Origin of the sequence: Actinoplanes sp. L3-i22, assembly GCF_019704555.1 — a bacterium.
Lineage (GTDB): Bacteria > Actinomycetota > Actinomycetes > Mycobacteriales > Micromonosporaceae > Actinoplanes.
The window spans coordinates 1,669,937-1,689,245 of sequence record NZ_AP024745.1 but is presented as its reverse complement, the minus strand read 5'-3'; the positions used below and the strand labels follow the sequence as shown (position 1 = coordinate 1,689,245).

Below are 19,309 nucleotides of genomic sequence, written 5' to 3'. Positions count from 1 at the left end.
GTCCGAGACGGGACTGTGACCGTTTCCATTGTGTGACCCACATGGCGACGACTCGACTACTGGAGTCAACGTGAGCCAGCCGAACGGCGGAACCTTCGACATCGTCATTCTCGGGGCAGGCAGTGGCGGGTACGCGGCCGCGCTGCGAGCCGCCGAACTGGACCTCTCCGTAGCGCTGATCGACAAGGCCGAGCTGGGCGGCACCTGCCTGCACCGCGGCTGCGTCCCGACCAAGGCGCTGCTGCACGCGGCCGAGATCGCCGACCAGACCCGCGAGAGCGAGCAGTTCGGCATCAAGGCCGACCTGGTCGGGATCGACATGGCCGGGGTCAACACGTACAAGGACGGCGTTGTCGGCCGGCTGTACAAGGGTCTGCAGGGTCTGCTGACCCACAACAAGAACATCACCGTGGTGGCCGGCGCCGGCAAGCTGGTCAGCAAGGACACCGTCGAGGTCGACGGGCAGCGCTACACCGGCCGCAACGTCATCCTGGCCACCGGCTCCTACTCGCGCTCGCTGCCCGGCCTGGAGGTCGACGGCACCCGGGTGCTGGCCAGCGAGCACGCGCTGAAGCTGGACCGGGTCCCGTCCTCGGCGATCGTGCTGGGCGGCGGCGTGATCGGCGTCGAGTTCGCCAGCGTCTGGAAGTCGTTCGGCGCCGACGTGACGATCATCGAGGCCCTGCCCCGGCTGGTCGCCGCGGAGGACGAGGACGTCTCGAAGCAGGTCGAGCGCGCGTTCCGGAAGCGGAAGATCAACTTCAAGGTCGGCAAGCCGTTCGAGAAGGTCGAGAAGACCTCGGACGGCGTCAAGGTCACCATCGCCGGCGGCGAGACCCTCGAGGCCGAGGTCCTGCTGGTCGCGGTCGGCCGTGGCCCGACCACCGCCAACCTGGGGTACGAGCAGCAGGGCATCACCCTGGACCGGGGCTTCGTGATCACCAACGAGCGCCTGCACACCGGGGTCGGCAACATCTACGCCGTCGGCGACATCGTGCCCGGCCTGCAGCTCGCGCACCGCGGCTTCGCGCAGGGCATCTTCGTGGCCGAGGAGATCGCCGGCAAGAACCCGGCGGTCATCGACGAGGCCGGCATCCCGCGGGTCACCTACTCCGACCCCGAGGTCGCGTCGGTGGGCCTGACCGAGGCCAAGGCCAAGGAGAAGTACGGCGCGGACAAGGTCACGTCGTACAACTACAACCTGGGCGGCAACGGCAAGAGCCAGATCCTCAAGACCACCGGCTTCGTCAAGCTGGTCCGGGTGGAGGACGGCCCCGTGGTCGGCGTCCACATGGTCGGCGCCCGCATGGGCGAGCAGGTCGGCGAGGCTCAGCTGATCTACAACTGGGAGGCGTTCCCGGAGGACGTCGCCCAGCTCGTACACGCCCACCCGACGCAGAACGAGGCGCTGGGCGAGGCTTTCCTGGCGCTCGCAGGCAAGCCGCTGCACGCGCACAGCTGAATTCATCGCTTCGAAGCGTTAAGGAGTTTGGGGAAAAATGCCGACATCGGTAACCATGCCGCGGCTGGGCGAGAGTGTCACCGAGGGCACCGTCACGCGCTGGCTCAAGCAGGAGGGCGAGCGCGTCGAGGTCGACGAGCCGCTGCTCGAGGTCTCCACCGACAAGGTCGACACGGAGATCCCGTCGCCCGCCGCGGGTGTGCTCACCCGGATCGTGGTCGCTGAGGACGAGACCGCGGAGGTCGGCAGCGAGCTGGCCGTCATCGCCGGCGAGGGCGAGGACGCCCCGGCCGCTTCCGAGCCGGAGCCGGCCGCCGTCGAGGCCGAGGCCACGCCGTCGGCCGGGAAGCCGGTCGAGGAGGAGGCTCCCGCGGCGCCGCAGGCGCAGGCCGCGCCCGCCGCCGGTGCGGCCGAGGGCACCGAGGTGAAGCTGCCGGCACTCGGCGAGAGCGTCACCGAGGGCACCGTCACCCGCTGGCTCAAGGCCGTCGGGGACAGCGTCGAGGTGGACGAGCCGCTGGTCGAGGTCTCCACCGACAAGGTGGACACCGAGATCCCGTCGCCGGTCGCCGGAACGCTGCTGGAGATCCGGGTCGGCGAGGACGAGACCGCGGAGGTCGGCGGCGTGCTGGCCGTCGTGGGCTCGGCGTCGGCCGCGCCCGCCGCGGCCCCGGCGCCCGCTCCCGCGCCGCAGCAGCCGAAGGCCGAGCCGAAGCCCGAGCCCAAGCCGGAGCCGAAGCCCGAGCCGAAGGTGGAGGCTCCGATCATCGAGTCGAAGCCCGCGCCGGCGCCCGCTCCCACGCAGCCGGCCGCGCCGGCCGCCGAGACGGTCAAGGCGAACGGCGCCGGCGACGCCGGTTACGTGACCCCGCTGGTCCGCAAGCTGGCGGCGGAGAAGGGTGTGGACCTGTCCGCGCTGTCCGGGACCGGCGTCGGAGGCCGGATCCGCAAGCAGGACGTGCTCGACGCCGCCGAGAAGGCCGCTGCCGCCAAGGCCGCGCCCGCCCCGGCCGCCGCTCCCGCCGCCGAGGCGCCGGCCACCAAGGCCGCCGCCAAGCCGGAGCCGAGCCCGCTGCGGGGCCGCACCGAGAAGCTGACCCGCATCCGGGCCACCATCGCCCGCCGCATGGTCGAGTCGCTGCAGGTCTCGGCGCAGCTCACCACGGTGGTCGAGGTGGACGTCACCAAGATCGCGACGCTGCGGAACAAGGCCAAGGCCGACTTCCAGGCCAAGCACGGCGTGAAGCTCACCTTCCTGCCGTTCTTCGCGTTGGCCACGGTCGAGGCGCTGCAGCAGCACCCGGTGGTCAACTCCTCGATCGACGTCGAGGCGGGCACGGTCACCTACCACGGCTCCGAGCACCTCGGCATCGCGGTGGACGCGCCGAAGGGCCTGGTCGTCCCGGTCATCAAGGACGCCGGTGACCTGAACCTGGCCGGTCTGGCCAAGCGGATCGCGGACGTCGCGGAGCGCACCCGGAACAACAAGATCGGGCCGGACGAGCTGGGTGGCGGCACGTTCACGCTGACCAACACCGGCAGCCGGGGCGCGCTGTTCGACACGCCGATCATCAACCAGCCGCAGGTCGGCATCCTCGGTCTCGGCGCGGTCGTCAAGCGCCCGGTGATCGTGAACGACGCCGAGCTGGGCGAGATCATCGTCCCGCGGTCGATGGTCTACCTGGCGCTCAGCTACGACCACCGGATCGTGGACGGCGCGGACGCGGCCCGCTTCCTGGGCACGCTGAAGGAGCGTCTCGAGGGCGGGCACTTCGAGCCCGACCTGGGACTCTGATCACGGTTTGAGGGCCGGGGGTGCGTACGTCGTACGTACCCCCGGCTTTTTTGTTTTGGTTTGAACGATCTCCGGGAAAGAATCAGAACCATGCGGATCGTGATGGCCGGCGCCTCCGGCTTCCTGGGTGCCCGGCTCGCCGAACGGTTGCGGCAGAGCGGCCATGACATCACCCGCCTCGTCCGGCGCCCGCCCGGCGTGGGCGAGGCGAGTTGGACCCCGTCGCAGGGCCGGCTCGACCCGGCCGTGCTGGCCGGCGCGGACACGGTGATCAACCTGTCCGGCGCGAACGTCGGCGGGCGGCGCTGGACCGCGCGGTACAAGAACGTGCTGCGCGCCAGCCGGCTGGACACCACCGGCACGCTCGCGCAGGGCATCGCCAAGCTGCCGGCCGCCGACCGGCCGCGCACGCTGCTGCAGTCCTCCGCGGTCGGGTGGTACGGCGACACCGGCGACCACGAGGTCAGCGAGGAGGCCCCGGCCGGCACCACGTTCCTGGCCGACCTCTGCCGGGTCTGGGAAGCCGCCGCCCGGCCGGCCGAGGACGCCGGCACCCGGGTCGTGCTGCTCCGCACCGCACCCGTCCTCGATCGACAGGGCTCGCTGCTCAAGCCGCTGCTGCCGGCGTTCAAGCTGGGTGGCGGCGCGCGGATCGGCGGCGGCCGGCAGTGGATGTCGTGGATCGCGCTCGCCGACTGGCTGGGCGCCGCCGAGTTCCTGCTGGAGCGCGAGGACCTGGCCGGCCCGGTCAACATGGTCTCCGCGGCGCAGTGCACGAACCTGGAGTTCACCAAGGAGCTGGCCCGCCAGTTGCGCCGGCCGGCGCTGCTCACCGTGCCCGGCCCGGTGCTCGATGTGGTGCTGGGCGAACTGGCCGGCGAGGCGCAGCGGAGCCAGCGGGTGATACCCGGCGTTCTGCGCAATGCCGGGTTCTCCTGGACGTACCCGGACATCGCGTCCGCTCTCGAGGCCGCGCTCCGATCGCAACCCGCGAACGCGCACTGATCTACAGGCGGCGCTGCTAACCTGCGCGTGATGTCCGTCGCCGCCCCCGCCCCCGCCGCGTCCGCCGATCCCCCCTCCGAGCCCGCCACCGAGCCCGGTGCCAAGCCCGGTGCCAAGCCACGTGAGTGGCCGGTGCACCTGTGCGTCGCGATCATCGCGATCTCCTTCGCGGTGTACGTGACGAGTGGGCTCTGGCGCGACCCGTTCACGCACGTGCTCGCCGACAACGTCGGTGACCAGGCGTTCTTCGAATGGCTGATGGGGTACGGGTACTACACCGTCACCCAGGGCGCGGACCCGTTCTTCACCTCGCTGCTGAACGCGCCGCTCGGCGTCAACCTCGCGGCGAACACCTCGATCACCGTCTACACGGTGCTGATGACGCCGGTGACGCACCTGTTCGGCCCGCAGGTCAGCTTCGTGACCGTGCTGACGCTGAACCTGGCCGGCTCCGCCTTCGCGTGGTACCTGTTCCTGCGCCGCTGGCTGGTCGGCAGCGCGCTCGCGGCCGCGGTCGCCGGGCTGTTCTGCGGGTTCGCCCCGGGCTTCATCTCGCACGCGAACGGGCACCTGAACTGGACCGCCGGCTGGGTCGCCCCGGTGGTGATCTGGCAGGTGCTGCGGCTGCGCCAGCCGGGCCGCTGGCTGCGCAACGGGGTCCTGCTCGGGGTGCTGCTCGCGGTCGGCTTCTCGATCGCCGCCGAGGGGCTCTTCTACACCGCGCTGGCCTGCGGGGTCTTCCTGATCGTCTGGGCGGTCGCGCGACCGGTGCGGCGGGAGGCGGCCGAGGCGCTGCCGACCGTGCTGCGCGCGCTCGGCGTGACCGCGGTGGTCGCCGGGGTGCTGCTGGCGTACCCGCTGTACATGCACTTCGCCGGGCCGCAGACGTTCTCCGGGACCGGCTTCAACCAGCGGTACTTCGTCGAGGACGCGGCGGCGTACCTGTCGTTCCCGAGCCGCTCGCTGGGCGGCTTCATCGGCTGGCACGCCGACCTGGCACCGAACCGGACCGAGGAGACGTCGTTCTTCGGCCTGCCCCTGGTGCTGCTCATGGTGGTCGCGTTCGGGCTGCTCTGGCGCCGGTCCGACCCGGGCCGCCGGGCCACGCTGCGCGCGGTCGGCCTGGTCGGGATCTTCTTCTTCCTGCTCTCGCTCGGCCCGCGGCTCAACATCGACAAGCACGAGTTCGACATCGCGCTCCCCTACTCGGCCCTGGTGCACCTGCCGCTGTTCAACTCGGCGCTGCCGATCCGCTTCGCGCTCGGCGTGGTCGGCGTCTTCGGCATCCTGCTCGCGCTGCTCGTCGACCAGCTGGTCGGCCGCCGCGACGCGACCGGCGCCGGCGGGGTGCTGAACCGCACGCTGGCCTCGGCCGTCGCGCTCAGTCTGTTGCCGATCATGCCCCTTCCGGTACGGATCCAGCACCGCGCCCCCGAGCCGGCGTTCATCGCGGACGGCCTGTGGAAGCAGTACGTGCCCGACGGCGGGACGCTCTCCGCGCTGCCGTTCGCGCTGAACGTGACCGCGGACGGGCAGCGCTGGCAGGCGTACACGATGGCCCGCGGCGGTCAGCAGTTCCGGATCCCGGACGGCTACTTCCTCGGCCCGCAGACCACCGGTGAGGCCGGCAAGAAGGACGTCGGCCGGATCGGTGCGCCACCGCTGGCCACCGACTGGCTGTTCCTGCGCGCCGCCTGGTACGGCTACGTCACCCGGCTCACCAACGCGGACCGCGCCCAGGCCCGCGCCGACTTCCAGTACTGGGGGCTGGACGCGGTGTTCCTCGCGCCGGAGATCACCGGCTCGGACCACCAGACGCTGAACCGTTCCGCGGTCGAGGCGACCGCGCGGGACCTGCTCGGCGAGCCCGAGGAGGTGGGCGGGGTGCTGGTGTGGCGTATCCGTCGCGGGACGGACCCGGTCGACCGTTAGGTACCGGTGAGTACGGAGTTACGCTGGCCGTCGTGACCTCCTCCGTACTCACCGTGCTGCGCCCCGGCCTGGTCGATTACCGCGACGCCTGGGACGAGCAGAAGCGTCTGCACGAGGCCGTGGCCGACGGCACCCAGCCGGACACGATCCTGCTGCTGGAGCACCCCAGCGTCTTCACCGCCGGCAAGCGCACCGAGCCGGGCGACCTGCCGTGGGACGGCACGCCCGTCGTCCGGGTCGACCGCGGCGGCAAGCTCACCTGGCACGGGCCGGGCCAGCTGGTCGGCTACCCGATTCTCAAGCTGCCCGCCCCGGTCGACGTGGTGGCCTACGTCCGCCGCACCGAACAGATGCTGATCGACGTCTGCGCCGAGTTCGGCGTGACCGCCGAGCGGGTCGAGGGGCGCAGCGGCGCCTGGGTCCGGGCCACCGACGGCGGCCTCGACCGCAAGATCGCCCAGATCGGGCTGCGGGTGGCCCGCGGCGTGACCCAGCACGGTTTCGCCATCAACGCCGACTGCGACCTGGCGAACTTCGACCGGTTCGTGCCGTGCGGGATCCGGGACGCCGGGGTGACCTCGCTCAGCGCCGAGCTGGGCCGGCCGGTGCCGGTGGCCGAGGTGATGCCGGTCGTCGAGCGGCACCTCACGACGCTGTTCTAGGAACCTTCCAGACGGTGGTGCCGCCGTCCTTGCGGCAGGCCAGGAAGTCGCCCGCCGCGACGCAGCCGAACGGCGTCACGCCGGTCAACGCGCCGTAGACGTGACCGGTGCGCAGGTCGGTGACCTGCGTCCGGTCCCGGTCGGCGCGCAGCATCAGATCGTCGACGGCCTCGCCCCGGCCGAGATCCCGGAGCACCCGCCCGGTCGCCGGGTCGGCCACGACGGTGTGCCCGTCGACCCGCCGGGCGATGCCACCGGAGTAGGCGAGCCAGTTCGGCGCGGTCCAGCGCGGCTCACCGGTGGCCGGGTCGAGCGCGGTGGTGCCCTGCTCCCCGCTGACGCAGTCCAGATCTCCGCAGGCCACGATGCTGGCCGGGCTCAGCACGTCGGCCGGGGCGGACCACACCGGCGTCAGGTCGCCGAGCCGCAGCACGGTCAGGTCGGACAGGCCGAACAGGTACACCCGGTCGCCGATGATCGGTGACTCGCCGAGGCTCACCCCCTTCCCGGGCAGGGGGTGGGTGGCCAGCAACCGCCCGTCCGCGACCGACCGCACCTGGGCGATCAGGCTGCCGACGACGGTCACCGTGAACAGGTAGCGCCCGCTCGGGTCCAGCTTCGCGGACAGGGCCTCGCCGGGCTGCGACCACCGGACCCGGCCGGTCTCCAGATCGGCCAGCTTCAGGACGCCGTCGCCGCGGATCACCACCTGATCGCCCTGGATCAGCGCGGCGCCCGAGTCCAGTTCCCAGCGGTCCCGCCCGGTGGCCGCATCGACGATCTTCACGGTCTGGTCGTCGCTCACGACCAGCGCCGTTCCGGCCCGGGACAGCCGCACACTGCCGTTCGTGGCCAGCGCCGCCCAGACCCGCCAGGACGGGCCGCCCGCGACCAGCGGCCGGGCCGCGACCTCCACGCCGTCACCGCCGGGGGCGTCCTGCACGGTGTAGAGCGCCCGCGGGTCGAGCAACGTGGCCGCCGCGGGACGCCCGCCGGTGTCCGCGACCTGCTGGAACACCATCGGCCGGGCGGTCGCGGCCGCGCCGCCGAGCAGCAACAGCGGCACGACGGCGAGCGCGACCGGCCGCCACCACGGACGCCGCCGCTCGCGGGGCGGCGCCGTGGCGGGGACCACGTCCAGGTCGATCAGCACCCGCACAAACTACGGCTACGGCGCCACCCGGTGCGGGTCGCGCGGGAACGCCGTGACCTCGCGGACGTTCGCGGCGCCGATCAGGCGGGCCACCAGGCGCTCCAGGCCGATCGCCCAGCCACCGTGCGGGGGCATGCCGTACCGGAACGTGTCCAGATAGCCGGCATAGGCCGCGAGCGGTTCGCCGGACGCGCTCAACGCGGCGACGTAGTCCTCGTACCGGTGCAGACGCTGACCACCCGTGACGATCTCCAAACCCCGGAAGAGCAGGTCAAAGCCGTTCGAGTACGACGGGTCGGCCGGGTCCGGGTGGGTGTAGAACGGCCGTTTGCGCATCGGATAGCCGGTCACGAAGACGAACTCGGAACCGTGCTCCCGCCGCGCCCACTCGCCCAGCGCCCGCTCGTGCGCCGGCGCCAGGTCCGGCTCGTCGGCCGGCGCCCCGGCGATCTTCAGCGCCTCGGCGAAGTGCACCGCCGGGATCTCCGCGGGCACCTCCGGCACGGCGAACCCGGTCCGCTCGGTGACCGCGCCGAACATCCCGGCGATCGTCCCGGTCAGGGCCGCCATCACGTCCCGGTGGTCGGCGATGAAGCCCATCTCCGCGTCGAGCGACGTGTACTGCGTCAGGTGTCGCGCGGTGTCACTGTTCTCCGCGCGGAACACCGGACCGACCTCGTAGACCCGCTCGAAGACGCCGACCATCATCTGCTTGAAGAACTGCGGCGACTGGGCCAGATACGCCGGCCGGCCGAAGTAGTCGAGCTGGAAGACGTTCGCACCGGACTCGGTCGCCGACTCGACGATCTTCGGGGTCTGGATCTCGACGAACCGCCGCGCCTCCAGCGCCGCCCGGAAACCCGCGGTCGCGGCCGCGGAGATCCGCAACGCGGCCCGGCGGGCCGGATGCCGCAGGGCAAGCGCGGCGTGGTCCAGCTGGGTGGGCAGACTCGCGGTCAGCGCGGGTCGATGCAGTTCAAACGGCAGCGGTACGTCCACTGCGGAGTGCACGTGGATCTCCGGGCCGGTCAGCTCCACGCCGCCGGGTGCCTGCTCGTTCGGCGTGACGGTGCCGACGACCGAGACGACCGACTCCTCCGTCAGCTCGCCGGCGTCGGCCATGACCACCTGGGCCAGGCCCGCGGCGTCGCGGATGATCACGAAGGTGACCGACTTCAGTCGGCGGACCCGATGGACCCAGCCTTCGACAAGCACTTTTTCGTACGGATGAGCGGCCAGTTCAGTGGAGAGGATGCGTTGCACGGCGGTTACCTCCTCGGGATGCTGCAACGCGGCCCCAGGGAGGTGCGGGCGAGCGGGATCCTCGCGGTACCACCGCACCTTCACGCTCTTGCGAGCGCCTCTTGCACTGCTCGGCTCCGGGGTGTCTTCGCGCTCCGGCGCTCGGGCCACCATCACAGCTGCAGGTGGCTCTCTCGGCCGGCGGATCGGAGCGCTACTCGGTCCCATCACTGCCGTTGGCCCGGGACGTTAATCCACTCCTCGGCATCCGTTCAACCGGTTTTCCGCGCTGCATTTCATTCCGGGTTCAGATTCGTGACGGCGGTCACACGGAACGTCACGTGAGCCTCGTCGCCCCTCCGCCGCAGCCGGACCCCGCGGGCGTATCTTCGGGTTGTGACTATTGCTCCCGAGGGCCGCCGCATGCTGCGCATCGAGGCGCGAAACGCCGAGACTCCGATCGAGCGGAAGCCGCCGTGGATCAAGGTCAAGGCGAAAATGGGTCCTGAGTACACCCAGATGCGCGGGCTGGTCCAGAAAGAGGGCTTGCACACCGTCTGCCAGGAAGCCGGCTGCCCCAACATCTACGAGTGCTGGGAAGACCGCGAGGCCACCTTCCTCATCGGTGGCGATCAGTGCACCCGGCGCTGCGACTTCTGCCAGATCGACACCGGCAAGCCGGCCGAGTTCGACGCCGACGAGCCCCGTCGCGTCGGTGAGTCCGTCGCCACCATGGGCCTGAAGTACGCCACCGTCACCGGCGTGGCCCGCGACGACCTGCCCGACGGCGGTGCCTGGCTCTACGCCGAGACCGTCCGGCAGATCCACAAGCTGCAGCCCGGCTGCGGCGTCGAGCTGCTCATCCCGGACTTCAACGCCGAGCCCACCCAGCTCGCCGAGGTCTTCGGCGCCGCCCCCGAGGTGCTCGCGCACAACGTCGAGACCGTCCCGCGGATCTTCAAGCGGATCCGCCCCGGTTTCCGTTACGAGCGCTCCCTCGACGTGATCACCCAGGCCCGGTCCGCCGACCTGGTCACCAAGAGCAACCTGATCCTCGGCATGGGCGAGGAGCGGTCGGAGATCTCCGCCGCCCTGCGCGACCTGCACGCGGCCGGGTGCGAGCTGATCACCATCACGCAGTACCTGCGGCCGACGCCGCGGCACCACCCGGTCGAGCGCTGGGTGAAGCCGGAGGAGTTCGTCGAGCTCCGCGAGGAGGCCGAGGCGATCGGCTTCGCCGGGGTGATGAGTGGGCCGCTGGTTCGGTCCTCCTACCGGGCGGGTCGGCTCTACCGGCAGGCGCTTGACGCTCGGGGCTGAGTCCGCTCCCCCTGCTACTGCTTTGTTGCCGCTTTTTGTTGCCGCACCGCTTGCTGCTCTTTGTTGCGCACCGCTTGCTGCTCTTTGTTGCGCACCGCTAGTGCCCGGCCCCGGTCCAACCCACCGGGGCCGCAGCATTTCCGGCCCAGCCGCGTTTCTTGAGTCGCGGTCGGCGTCAGTCGTTCGGCGGAGACAGTGAAGGCCCGCAACCGCCTCAGGTCATCCGTTGCCTGGGGTGGTTGCGGGCCTTCAGCCGGCCATCACTTCTTGCCCTTTTTGCCTTTCTTTCCGCTGTCCTTCTCCTTGCCTTTGTCCTTGTCCTTGCCCTTGCCGTCGCGCTCCCGGCGGAACTCGGCAAGCCGCCGATCGGTCTCCGCCTCGGCCGCGGCCGCCTCGGGGAACATCAGCGGGTACATCAATCTCGCGAAGATCAAGATGATCGGCGCGAGCCAGGCCCACCACGGTATTCCGGATTCCGGCCCGAACAACGCCTCGACCACCGTGTAAGCATCGTCGACGGCGCTGTCCATCACCGGCCCCCAAGGGACAAACGGAACGTGTCGTGCATGACGGCTCCCTAGGCTGTTGGGTCGGCCAGCCATATCGGGCACCCACCAGGCGGGATTAGCCTTCATCCGCCCGCGCCGGCGCCCTTCGGAGACGTCCGAGCGCTGAGCCCGGCGAATTGCCACCACCCCGCAACCGCGGACACCCACCCGGCAACTAAGAAACCGCCGCCACCCAAATCGGACACCCCGCAGCCACGCGGATCGGCCCGCTGCCAGCCACCTGCCGTCTGCCGCCCGCCGCGCGGACCGACCCGCACCCGCCGCGCCAGCTGCTCCTGGGGCCCCGCCGCGACCCGCCACCCGCCGCGCAGACCGACCCGCCGCCTTCCACCCGCCGCGCGGATCGGCCCGCTGCTTGCCGCCCGCCGCGCGGACCGACCCGCCGCCTGCCACCCGCCGCGCGGATCGGCCCGCTGCTTGCCGCCCGCCGCGCGGGACCGGCCCGCCACCCGCCGCGCGCGGCCGCTCCTGGGGGCGCCGCCGCGACCCGCGACCCGCCGCGCGGACCGACCCGCCGCCTTCCACCCGCCGCGTGGGCCGGCCCGCTGCTTGCCGGGCGAGTCGTCGACGCGATCGCTTTGGATCGCACGCTCCCGAGCGCGGAAAGATCAGTCCGCCGGGGGCGCTTGAGGTCAGGCGTTGAGGAGGCCAAGGCGGTGGGCGACCGCGGCGGCCTCGACGCGGTTGGTCACCTCGAGCTTGGCGATGATCCGGGAGACGTGGACGCTCGCGGTCTTCGGGGAGATGAACAGGCGCTGGGCGATCTGGCCGTTGCTCTGGCCCTCGGCGACCAGTTGCAGCACCTCGCGCTCCCGGGCGGTCAGCAGGCCGCCGGCCGGGCTAATCGCCGAGGTGGGGCCGATCCCCACCCCGGGGCGGATCCCCACGCCGGGGCGGATCCCCAACCGGCGGGCCAGCGTCTCCGCAGCCTCGACCAGCGGGATCGCGCCCAGCGCCGTGGCGATCGTGGCCGCCTCGGTCAGGGCCGCGGCCGCGACCGGGCGGTCGGCGGCGTTCGCCTCGGCGGCCCGGACCAGGGCCGACGCCAGCTCGAACGGCTGCCCGTCGACCCGCCAGGCGGCCACCGCCGCGTCCCACCGGGCGGCACCGCCGTCCAACTCGGCCTCGACCTGGGCCGCGCCGGCCAGCTCAGCCGGGTACCGCCGCGGCAGCTGCTCGGCGATCCCCCGGATCCGCCCCACGAGGTGCGCCACCACCTCCGCGGAAACCTCCCGCCCCAGCCCCACCCAACCACCAGCACCCGAACCACCGGCCCACGCGCCACCAACCCCAGCACCGGCAGCCCGCGCGCCATCAGCACTGCCAGCCCGCCCGCCACCACCACCAGCGCTGCCAGCCCGCGCGCCATCAGCACCAACACCAGCGGGCTCGCCGACACCAACACCCGCCGCAGCAGGCGCGCGCCTCAAAGACGGATCGCTGAGCGCGGCAAAGCCGCCTCCTGAGGCCGGGCCGTTGGACGCGGCCGAGCCGCCCGATGCAGCCAGACCGCCCGCCGCGGTCAGGGCGCCCGACGCGGCCAGACCGTTGAGCGCGGCCGGGCCGCACGAGGCGGTCAGGGCGTCGGGTGCCGCGGAGGCAGTGCGCTGGGCGGGGATCGCTGAAGCGAGGGCTTCGAGGTGCGGGTTCGCGGCGCGGAAGGTTGTGGTGGCTCGGGCGGCGGCCGTCAAGAGCTGCCACGCATAGCGCGGCCGGTCCAGCAGAACCGGATCGGCCAGGGCCGCCCGCGCCGCCGCCACCGCGCCCGGAATGTCCCCCGCCGAGAGCGCCCCCAGGATCCGCAGCTCCAGCATCCAGAGCTTCTTCTCGCCCGGCACATACGGCTTGCCGAGCATCCCCACCGCCCGGGTCAGCAGATGCTCCGCCCGGGCATGACCCCGGGCCAGCCGCAACCGGGCCCGCAACCGCAACCAGGGCAGCGCCATCAGGCCGGGCGGGTCGTGCCGGGCGGCCTCGGCCAGGCGCGCGTCGGCCTCGTCCCACCGGCCCAGGGCGATCAGCGCCTCGGCGTGGTTGGCCAGCAGATACACCCCGGTCGTGCGGGAGACCCCGTAGCGCGCCGCGTGCGGCACGCCCTCGGCGGCCGCGGCCGCGGACTCCTCGTAGCGGCCCAGCTCGAACAGCACGTCGGAGACGTTGACCAGGCCGCGGGTCAGGGCCGGGTCGTCGCCGCACGCGCGGGCTTGAGCGACCGCGGCCGCCAGGACCGGCAGGCCGGACAGCGCCGGGATCCGGCCGGTGCAGACCTGACCCTTGGTGATCTCCGCGTAGACCTGCGGGGCGGCGTCGCCGAGCTGGTCGACGGCGGTGCGGACCTGTTCCCAGATCTGCTCGACCTCGGCGCCGTCCATGCTCGCGAACAGGTAGGCCACGTCGCCGAGGAGCTCGATGCGGTCGGGGCTGTCCGGGGCGCCGGTCAGCAACCGGTACGCCTCCTTGGTCTCGGTGAGGCCGTCGCTCTTGCCGGCGTTGCGGACCAGCTTGGCCCGGCGGACCAGCAGGCGGGCGGCGCGGACCGGCTCGGCCTCGGCATCCAGGTCGGCGAGGGCGGCCCGGGTCAGGCTGAGGGCGCGCTGCATCTCGCCGGACTCGATCGCGACGAGCGCGGTCTCCTCCAGCAGGTCCAGATGACTGGCGCCGAGCAGCTCGGCCGCCTCGGGCACCTGCTCCCACAGCTCGAGGACGCGGTCGAGGAGGCGCGCGTTCTCCCCGTACGCAAATCGCCGGCAGGCCTCGTCGGCCGCGAGTTTCGCAGTGACCAGGGCTTTCGCATGGTTTTTGGCGGCATGCCAGTGGTGGGCGAGCTCGGCGTGCGCGCGGCCCGGCGGCACCAGGCGCGGGTCGGCCTCGATCGCCTCGGCGTAGCGGGCGTGCAGGCGGGCATGCTCGCCGGGCAGCAGGTCGTCGTGGACCGCCTCGCGGACCAGGGCGTGGCGGAACTCGAAGCTCCCCTCCGGGCCGAGGACGATCAGCCGGGCGGCGACCACCACGCGCAGCGCCGACTCCAGGGTCACCTCGTCGACGCCGGCCACCCGGGCGATCAGCTCGTGCCCGAGCTGGGTGCCGCCGACCGCGGCGACCCGCAGCATCCGCTGGGCCGGCTCGGGCAGCAGGTCGACCCGGGAGAGCAGCAGGTCGCGCAGGGTCTCCGGGATGTCGGCGCAGGCCGGGTCGGCGGTGGCGGCGAGCTGCTCGATGAAGAACGGGACGCCCTGGGCGCGGCGGCTCACCGAATCCACCGTCTGCGGCTCGGGCTCGGCGCCGAGCAGGTGGCCGAGCAGCTCGGCGGTGCCCTCCCGGTCGAGGCGGTCGATCTCCAGCCGCTGCACGCCGCGGACCCGCTCGAGCTCGGCGACGAACGGGCGCAGCGGGTGGCCGCGGTGCAGCTCGTCGGTGCGGTAGGTGGCCAGCAGCAGCATCCGCGGGGCGCGGGACGAGCGGACCAGGAAGCCGATCAGATCGCGGGTGGACCGGTCGGCCCAGTGCAGGTCCTCCAGGACGAGGACCAGCGGGCGCTCCGCGCCGAGCCGGGCGAAGAGCGCCCCGACCAGCTCGAAGAGCAGGCCGCGGTGGGCCTCGCCGAACGCCGAGGGCGGGCCGAGCTCGGGCAGCAGCCGGGCGAAGTCGGCCTCGCGCCCCTCGAAGACCCCGGGCCCCTCGGCGCGGGCCAGCTCGCGCAGGGCCGCCGCGAACGGCGCGAAGGGCAGGCCCTCCTCGCCCAGCTCCAGGCACTGGCCGGTGAGCACCCGGACCGGCTCGCCGACCGGCGCCCGGGTGAACTCCTCGACCAGGCGGGTCTTGCCGACGCCGGCCTCGCCGCCCAGCAGCACCACGGCCGGGTCGCCCCCGCGGACCCGGCGGAGCGTGTCGTGCAGGGTGGCCAGGTCGGCGCTCCGTCCGACCAGGACCTCGCTGTGCCCGCGCCCCGTCATGAAATCGAGCATGCCATGCGGGTCCGACAAAAAATCCGGGCCGATCATGCCGGGCGGGAGACGACGATCGGCGGGCACGCCGGGGCCCGGCGGAACCAGTGCGACCGCCGCCGCCCACCGGCCGCCTCGCGGGCCCGCCGGTACGCCTCCGCCTCGCGCCGCAGCTCCTCGGCACGCTGCTGGGCCAGCCTCAGATTGATCTCGGGAAACATCTCTTCGCGCTCCTCACGGGTCGACGAACGTCGTCGCTGACGTCGACTCTTCGCGCGAAGGCGGCCCGGCGGCATGGGGCCGCCGCCGGATATCGGCGGCCCCTACTGCCTTACGAAGGCGTTCCCGGGTGCCCGGGACGCCGTAAGGTACCTGAGGCTGACTACACTTTCCGGCTATGGCAAAACCCCAGGAGAAGGTGTCGTTCTTCGAGCGCCTGAAGCAGATCGGCCAGGTGTTCAGTTTCACCGCGAAACAGGACAAGTGGTTCGTGCCGCTGGTCGTCGCGGCGGTGCTGATCCCGGTCGCACTGACCGTGGTCGCGGCACTGAACCTGGGCCTGCTATGGATCCCGGTCGGCGTGCTGGTCACCCTGCTCGCCGTGCTGATCGTGCTGAACCTGCGCTCGAACACCGCGATGATGAACGTGGCGGAGGGCCAGCCCGGCGCCGCCGCCTCGCTGATGGAGAACATGCGCGGTGACTGGCGGGTCCGCCCGGCGGCCAGCTCGACCACCCAGTTCGACATGGTGCACGTGGTGATCGGCCGGCCCGGTGTGATCCTGCTCGCCGAGGGCAACCCGCAGCGGGTCAAGGGCCTGCTCGGCCAGGAGCGCAAGCGCCTGTCGAAGGTGATCGGCAACGCGCCGCTCTACGACTACGTGATCGGCTCCGAGGAGGGGCAGCTCCCGGTCCGCAAGCTGCGCAGCACGATGCTGCGGCTGCCCCGCAACCTCACCGGCAAGGACGTGAACGCGCTGGACAAGCGCCTGGGCGCGCTGATGGCCCGGCCGCAGATGCCGAAAGGCGCGATCCCGAAGAACATGCGGCCGAGCAAGGGCGCGTTCCGGCAGCAACGCCCACGCTAAGCTCGCGCTTCCACCCCCCTCCGGTGGCTCACCCCCGCCATCGGGACGCGAACTGAAGACGGAGACGAGATGCCAACCGCTGGGCCTTACCGCCTGGAGCGTCAGCTGTCGAGCTGCGATGTCGGTGACGTCTGGTCCGGCGTCGACCCGCAGGGGCGGCCGGTCACGGTCGCCCAGCTCAACGAGCTGGCGTCGGCCGACGATCGATGGCGGGGCGCCTTCACGGCGGCCGCCGAGGCGCTCGGCCAGTCCGAGACTGATCGGTTGCCGGTGGCCGGCTCCGATCATGCCGGCGAGCGCCCCTGGGTCGCCTGCGTGGACGAGGAGGGCAGCGGCGGCGCCGCGGAGATCTTCACGGTCCTCGGTCAGCAGCTGCGCCCGGTCGGCTCGGCGCCGGCTCCGCTGTCCGCCGCCGGCGATGCGGGCCTTCGGCAAAGATCCGATTCGGTACGTACGGAGTCCGCCCCGCCCGCCCCGGTCGAACCACCGACGGTCCCCTTCCAGGCCGTCCCGCAGTCGATCGCCGCCCCGGTGTCGGCCGTCTCGGCCCATCCGGTCTCGGCGCACCCGGTCTCCGCACATCCCGTCTCCGCCCACCCGGTCTCGGCGCACCCGGTGTCGACGCACCCGGTGTCGGCCCAGCCGGTCTCCGGCTACCCGGTCTCCGCGAACCCGATGTCCGGGCTGCCCGCCTTCGGCACCCCGATCTCCGCGGTCCCGGTCTCCGGCACCCCCACGGCGTACCGGGAGATCGGCAAGGGCCCGCGCCCGGACCGCCTCCTGGTCGTGATCGTCGCCCTGGTCGCCCTGCTGATCGGCGCGGCCGGCGGCACGGCGCTCGGCACCGGGCTCGGCGACGACCCGGCGCCGTCGACCGGGACCACCCCGGTCAAGTACACGGACGCCCAGCTCCTGCTCCCGGCCGCGGCGCCGGGCCGGCCCGGGCTGGCCCCGGACCCGGGCGGGGCGTGGCCGGGCGGCTGGCCGTCGTTCGACGCGACCGGCGCCGGCGTGCAGGACGTGAAGGGCCTGGCCGGCCTGGGCTTCGACTTCCGGATGCCGGCCGCCTGGACGTGCTCGCTGGCCGAGCAGGCCGCGGCCGCCGTGCACTACCGCTGCGGCGCGTGGCAGGGCGACGTGCTCACCTCCGGCGGCGACATCACGGTGCGCGCCTGCGCGGCGGTCTGCGACGACGCCGCCCGGGTCGCCCTGCGCCAGCGCGAGGAGGCCTGGGGTCTACGGTGGATCAGCGGCAATTCGCTGCGTTCCTGGGCCGACACCCCGCAGGTCGACGGCAAGCCGGAGTACGGCATGGTCTACGTCGGTTTCTTCCGGACCACTCCGGAGGGTCTGCTGGACCGGGAGATCGTCGTGCGGATGACCGCCCCCGCCGCCGCGGCCGACGACGTGAAGAAGCTCGTCGGCAACCTTCGTGACCGCACGTACTCGCAATAAGGAGCAGTTCCCGTGGCCAGCACCCTCGCGGTCCCCGGCACCTATCCGACGATCCGTGACGCGCTCGAGGTGGCGCCGGACGGCGCGGTCATCACCATCGCTCCCGGGACCTATCGGGAGCGGATCGAGCTGACCGGGCGCCGCCTCACCCTGCGGGGCACCGGCGAGGAGGGCACCGTCGTGGTCGACGCGGCCGGCCTCGAGGGGCCGGCGCTGGCCGTGCTCAGCGGCGAGGTGACCGTCGAGGGACTGGACCTGACCTCCGGGGACTATCCGGCGATCGCGGCGACGAGCGCGCGGCTGACCGTCCGGAAGTGTCGTCTCTCCGCCGGGTACGGCGCGGGCCTGCAGGCCACCGACATGTCCACGGTGGACGCCGCCGAGGTGCGCGTGCTGCGCGGGCAGAACGGGATGGTCTTCTCGGACGCCGGCGGCACGGTCGACTCCTGCGAGATCCGCGGGGTGAACGACGACGGCATCATCGTCCGGCTGGGCGCCGACCCGGCGATCCGGAACACCACGGTCGCCGAGTGCGGCTACCGCGGGATCTACGTCTACCAGTCCGGCCGCCCGGTGATCGAGAGCTGTGACGTCTCCGGCACCGGCGACGCGGGCATCGTGGTGGCCAACAACAGCTCCCCGACGATCCGGGAGACGTGGGTGCACCAGACCGCGGGCTCCGGCATCGTGTTCGGGGCCGGCTGCACCGGGACGGTCGAGCAGTGCCGGGTCGAGGGCACCGCCGAGCCCAAGGTGGACATCGACCCGCGGGCCCAGGTCACCGTGTCGCTCTCCGAGGGCGGCGCGGCGCCGCGGGCCGGGATCACCGAGTCCGGCGCCGGGCAGGACGCCGTCGAGGTCGACCGGCTGCTCGGCGAGCTCGACAAGATGATCGGCCTGGACGGGGTGAAGAACGAGGTCCGCGCCCTGATCGACGAGATCCAGGTGAACGAGTGGCGGCGCAGCGCCGGGCTGTCGGTCGGCGCGGCCAGCCACCACCTGATCTTCACCGGCGCCCCGGGTACCGGTAAGACCACCGTGGCCCGCATCTACGGCCAGCTGCTCAAGGCGCTCGCCGTGCTGCCGAACGGGCGGTTCCGCGAGGTGTCCCGGCGCGACCTGGTCGGGCAGTACATCGGGCACACCGCGGAGAAGACCACCTCGGTGTTCGAGGAGGCGATGGGCGGCGTGCTGTTCATCGACGAGGCGTACACGCTGTCCCGGGCCGGCGGCGCCAGCGCCGACTTCGGCCAGGAGGCGATCGACACCCTGGTCAAGCTCATGGAGGACCACCGCGACCAGGTCGCCGTGATCGTCGCCGGCTACACCCAGGAGATGCTCGACTTCCTGGACGCCAACTCCGGTCTCGCCTCCCGGTTCGCCAAGACCCTCGAGTTCGAGAACTACGGGCCCGACGAGTTGGTGATGATCGCCACCCGGATCGCCAAGAACGACGACTACGCGTTCGCGCCGGGCCTGGAGGAAGCGCTGTTCGAGCACTTCTCGCAGATCGAACGGGACCGCAACTTCGGTAACGCGCGAGAGGCCCGCAAGCTGCTGGAAGGCATGCGCAAGGCGCAGTCCGGACGGCTGCGCTCGCTGGGCCGGATGCCCAGCCGGGACGACCTGACCACACTGGTCGTCGACGACCTGCTCGCGACCATCAGCTGACGCATAGAATGG

14 protein-coding genes are annotated in these 19,309 nt (G+C 72.3%); 9 read left to right on the top strand and 5 right to left on the bottom strand.

The window, feature by feature from the left end; genetic code table 11:
• The first annotated feature begins 70 nt into the window (after positions 1 to 70).
• From lpdA to lipB, 5 genes are all read left to right on the top strand, one after another.
• On the top strand, positions 71 to 1,462 hold the full coding sequence (gene lpdA, locus L3i22_RS07810; protein ID WP_221326307.1) for a dihydrolipoyl dehydrogenase: 1,392 nt from the start codon (positions 71 to 73) through the stop codon (positions 1,460 to 1,462).
• Between the two features lie 37 nt (positions 1,463 to 1,499).
• A complete protein-coding gene (sucB, locus tag L3i22_RS07805) occupies positions 1,500 to 3,257 on the top strand; it encodes a 2-oxoglutarate dehydrogenase, E2 component, dihydrolipoamide succinyltransferase (protein ID WP_221326306.1) in 1,758 nt (585 codons plus the stop codon).
• 90 nt (positions 3,258 to 3,347) lie between these two features.
• Complete coding sequence (locus L3i22_RS07800; RefSeq protein WP_221326305.1) at positions 3,348 to 4,262, top strand: TIGR01777 family oxidoreductase; 915 nt, start codon at positions 3,348 to 3,350, stop codon at positions 4,260 to 4,262.
• Positions 4,263 to 4,292: 30 nt separating this feature from the next.
• Positions 4,293 to 6,194 carry a DUF2079 domain-containing protein gene (locus L3i22_RS07795; protein ID WP_221326304.1) on the top strand — a complete coding sequence of 634 codons (1,902 nt, stop codon included), beginning with the start codon at positions 4,293 to 4,295 and terminating at the stop codon, positions 6,192 to 6,194.
• A gap of 32 nt (positions 6,195 to 6,226) precedes the next feature.
• Positions 6,227 to 6,856, top strand: a complete 630-nt coding sequence (gene lipB, locus L3i22_RS07790) for a lipoyl(octanoyl) transferase LipB (RefSeq protein WP_221326303.1) — start codon at positions 6,227 to 6,229, stop codon at positions 6,854 to 6,856.
• Here the strand turns inward: lipB and L3i22_RS07785 are convergent.
• Together L3i22_RS07785 and aspS are read right to left on the bottom strand one after the other, a co-directional pair.
• A complete protein-coding gene (locus tag L3i22_RS07785) occupies positions 6,840 to 8,009 on the bottom strand; it encodes a PQQ-binding-like beta-propeller repeat protein (RefSeq protein WP_221326302.1) in 1,170 nt (389 codons plus the stop codon). The two genes, lipB and L3i22_RS07785, sit on opposite strands and share 17 nt — an antisense overlap.
• Before the next feature lie 15 nt (positions 8,010 to 8,024).
• Positions 8,025 to 9,272 carry an aspartate--tRNA(Asn) ligase gene (aspS, locus tag L3i22_RS07780; RefSeq protein ID WP_221326301.1) on the bottom strand — a complete coding sequence of 416 codons (1,248 nt, stop codon included), beginning with the start codon at positions 9,270 to 9,272 and terminating at the stop codon, positions 8,025 to 8,027.
• A 402-nt stretch (positions 9,273 to 9,674) separates the two neighbouring features.
• Between aspS and lipA the strand changes: the two genes are divergently transcribed.
• The gene (gene lipA, locus L3i22_RS07775) at positions 9,675 to 10,571 is read left to right on the top strand and encodes a lipoyl synthase (protein WP_221329840.1); all 897 of its coding nucleotides are present in this window, start codon (positions 9,675 to 9,677) and stop codon (positions 10,569 to 10,571) included.
• Between the two features lie 260 nt (positions 10,572 to 10,831).
• Here lipA and L3i22_RS07770 read toward each other — a convergent pair whose 3' ends face one another.
• The 3 genes from L3i22_RS07770 to L3i22_RS07760 all read right to left on the bottom strand — a co-directional run bounded on the left by L3i22_RS07770 (position 10,832) and on the right by L3i22_RS07760 (position 15,305).
• Positions 10,832 to 11,101, bottom strand: a complete 270-nt coding sequence (locus tag L3i22_RS07770) for a hypothetical protein (RefSeq protein WP_221326300.1) — start codon at positions 11,099 to 11,101, stop codon at positions 10,832 to 10,834.
• 671 nt (positions 11,102 to 11,772) lie between these two features.
• The gene (locus L3i22_RS54290; protein WP_304523456.1) at positions 11,773 to 15,093 is read right to left on the bottom strand and encodes a helix-turn-helix transcriptional regulator; all 3,321 of its coding nucleotides are present in this window, start codon (positions 15,091 to 15,093) and stop codon (positions 11,773 to 11,775) included.
• 44 nt (positions 15,094 to 15,137) lie between these two features.
• The gene (locus tag L3i22_RS07760; protein WP_221326298.1) at positions 15,138 to 15,305 is read right to left on the bottom strand and encodes a hypothetical protein; all 168 of its coding nucleotides are present in this window, start codon (positions 15,303 to 15,305) and stop codon (positions 15,138 to 15,140) included.
• A gap of 176 nt (positions 15,306 to 15,481) precedes the next feature.
• On the opposite strand from L3i22_RS07760, the gene L3i22_RS07755 reads away from it, so the two are divergent.
• The 3 genes from L3i22_RS07755 to L3i22_RS07745 all read left to right on the top strand — a co-directional run bounded on the left by L3i22_RS07755 (position 15,482) and on the right by L3i22_RS07745 (position 19,297).
• Positions 15,482 to 16,171: a DUF4191 domain-containing protein gene (locus tag L3i22_RS07755; RefSeq protein WP_221326297.1), complete on the top strand. Its 690-nt coding sequence runs from the start codon at positions 15,482 to 15,484 to the stop codon at positions 16,169 to 16,171.
• 69 nt (positions 16,172 to 16,240) lie between these two features.
• Complete coding sequence (locus L3i22_RS07750; RefSeq protein WP_221326296.1) at positions 16,241 to 17,626, top strand: hypothetical protein; 1,386 nt, start codon at positions 16,241 to 16,243, stop codon at positions 17,624 to 17,626.
• 12 nt (positions 17,627 to 17,638) lie between these two features.
• Complete coding sequence (locus L3i22_RS07745; protein ID WP_221326295.1) at positions 17,639 to 19,297, top strand: right-handed parallel beta-helix repeat-containing protein; 1,659 nt, start codon at positions 17,639 to 17,641, stop codon at positions 19,295 to 19,297.
• Positions 19,298 to 19,309 lie beyond the last annotated feature (12 nt).

Coding starts and splice junctions, on each gene's coding strand:
- sucB (WP_221326306.1), top strand. CDS start 1,500: ATGCCGACATCGGTAACCATGCCGCGGCTGGGCGAGAGTGTCACCGAG.
- L3i22_RS07800 (WP_221326305.1), top strand. CDS start 3,348: ATGCGGATCGTGATGGCCGGCGCCTCCGGCTTCCTGGGTGCCCGGCTC.
- L3i22_RS07795 (WP_221326304.1), top strand. CDS start 4,293: ATGTCCGTCGCCGCCCCCGCCCCCGCCGCGTCCGCCGATCCCCCCTCC.
- lipA (WP_221329840.1), top strand. CDS start 9,675: ATGCTGCGCATCGAGGCGCGAAACGCCGAGACTCCGATCGAGCGGAAG.
- L3i22_RS07770 (WP_221326300.1), bottom strand. CDS start 11,101: ATGGACAGCGCCGTCGACGATGCTTACACGGTGGTCGAGGCGTTGTTC.
- L3i22_RS54290 (WP_304523456.1), bottom strand. CDS start 15,093: ATGACGGGGCGCGGGCACAGCGAGGTCCTGGTCGGACGGAGCGCCGAC.
- L3i22_RS07760 (WP_221326298.1), bottom strand. CDS start 15,305: ATGTTTCCCGAGATCAATCTGAGGCTGGCCCAGCAGCGTGCCGAGGAG.
- L3i22_RS07755 (WP_221326297.1), top strand. CDS start 15,482: ATGGCAAAACCCCAGGAGAAGGTGTCGTTCTTCGAGCGCCTGAAGCAG.
- L3i22_RS07750 (WP_221326296.1), top strand. CDS start 16,241: ATGCCAACCGCTGGGCCTTACCGCCTGGAGCGTCAGCTGTCGAGCTGC.